This is a genomic window from Paenarthrobacter sp. CM16 (assembly GCF_013179505.1).
Lineage (GTDB): Bacteria > Actinomycetota > Actinomycetes > Actinomycetales > Micrococcaceae > Arthrobacter.
In genome coordinates this window covers 1-1456 of sequence record NZ_JABMCX010000527.1, presented here as the reverse complement: position 1 = coordinate 1456, position 1456 = coordinate 1, and the positions used below count along the sequence as shown (strand labels likewise).

The window sequence follows — 1456 nt, the reverse complement described above, 5'->3', positions numbered from 1 at the left end:
GTTTGGCTGGGTTCCGAAGATGCCCGCCTGACGTTCGTGCTCGCCAGCGATGTCGCCGCCTACCTGGCCGAGGCGGTGGATGCCGACATTATTGAGGGTGAGCGCATCGACATCGGGTGGAGCCGTCCCGTGAGCATCCATGAAGCCGCCGAACTCGCCAGCCGACGGGCTGGCAAGCAGGTCAAGGTGATGTCCATACCCGCCGGTGCTATCGCCGGGCTCGGCAAGGTCACTGCGAAGGTCCTTCCGTTGGTGGGAGACATGGCCAGCATGGTGGCCTGGTTCGAGACTGGAAAGTACGTTGCCGATGTCACCCGCCAGGAGCAGGTGTTCGGACCCGCGCCGACTCCCGAGGATGCGATCGGCCGGGTGGCCGCCCGTTACGGTCACTGACCTGCACGCTTGGGGAAGGGACATGGGCCGGTAGGTGGTGGCCGGGCGAGGGGAACGTAAGTATCCTGATGATACAGATTCGGCCGTAGACCCTGACTGCGCCGAAAAAACATGAGGAGCACGTTATGAGAATTGGTTCTTCCATCGCCCTGATCGCCATCGGAGCTATTCTGGCTTTCGCGCTCGCCCCCGGAATCATCCCCTTCCTCGATCAGGTCCTGGTTGGCTACATCCTGATGGTGGTCGGCGTCATCGGACTCATCATTTCCATCGCCATGTCCAACCGCACCCGTCGCACCGTGGTTGAGCGCCGCGGCGATCCCCACACCGTTGTCGAGCGGCGCCCCGAGGTCTAGTAGCCGCAACATACAAAAGAAGCGCACGACGCCGGGCCCCCGACGTCGTGCGCTTCTTGCTTTAATGCCGCACCAGCGTGTCAGGCGAGCGAGAGGGTGAACGACAGGACGAATCCCGCTGCCGTGCTCAGTGCAACCGCGGGGCCGCCGTGTTCGTAGGCCTCGGGCATCAGGGTGTCCGCGAGTGATGCGATCACCGCGCCCGCCGCGAAGGCCAGCGGGAGGGAGATCGTCTCGGGTTGGGCCGAGGAGAGCGGTCCCGCGCCGAGCACCACGGCGGCAACCAGCAATGCCGCGCACGCGCTCCAAAGCAGCATGATTAAGCCGGCCGTTTTGCCTTGGCTGCGCATGGACGACGCCCCCACCAGGGCTTCGGGCAGGTTGGAAACGAAGATTGCCGCCAGGAGCGCCAAGCCGCCGGATCCCTCGCCCAGTGAGATGCCCAAGGCGACGTTTTCGGGCACGCCGTCCAAGGTGACCGCGGCGAGAAGGGCCATGCCGGCGGCTCCGCGGATCGAGGCGGAGGTGGCAGCCTTATCGGACGCCGCGGCGTCGGTATCCAGCTTCGGGCTGCCCTGGATTTTGTCTGCGGGCTTGGATTTGGACGTTCTTCCGGGTTGCGCCCAGCGATCCAAGAGGGCGCTCAGCGCGGTGAAGACGATGGCTCCCGCAAGGAGCCCCACCGCTGCGCGCACGATTCCGCCCTG

The 1456-nt window shown here is 65.2% G+C and carries 2 protein-coding genes and 1 pseudogene; 2 read left to right on the top strand and 1 reads right to left on the bottom strand.

What is annotated here, in order from left to right; all coding sequences use genetic code 11:
* Positions 1-393: pseudogene (locus tag HP499_RS24185) on the top strand (SDR family NAD(P)-dependent oxidoreductase); the annotation flags it as partial.
* A 125-nt stretch (positions 394-518) separates the two neighbouring features.
* Entirely contained in the window at positions 519-749 is a 231-nt protein-coding gene (locus HP499_RS24180; protein WP_172326563.1) for a DUF6458 family protein, read from the top strand.
* A gap of 80 nt (positions 750-829) precedes the next feature.
* On the opposite strand, the gene HP499_RS24175 is transcribed toward HP499_RS24180, so the two are convergent.
* Positions 830-1456, bottom strand: a 627-nt coding sequence (locus HP499_RS24175; RefSeq protein ID WP_172326562.1) for a zinc permease, incomplete at its 5' end; no start/stop codon positions are given.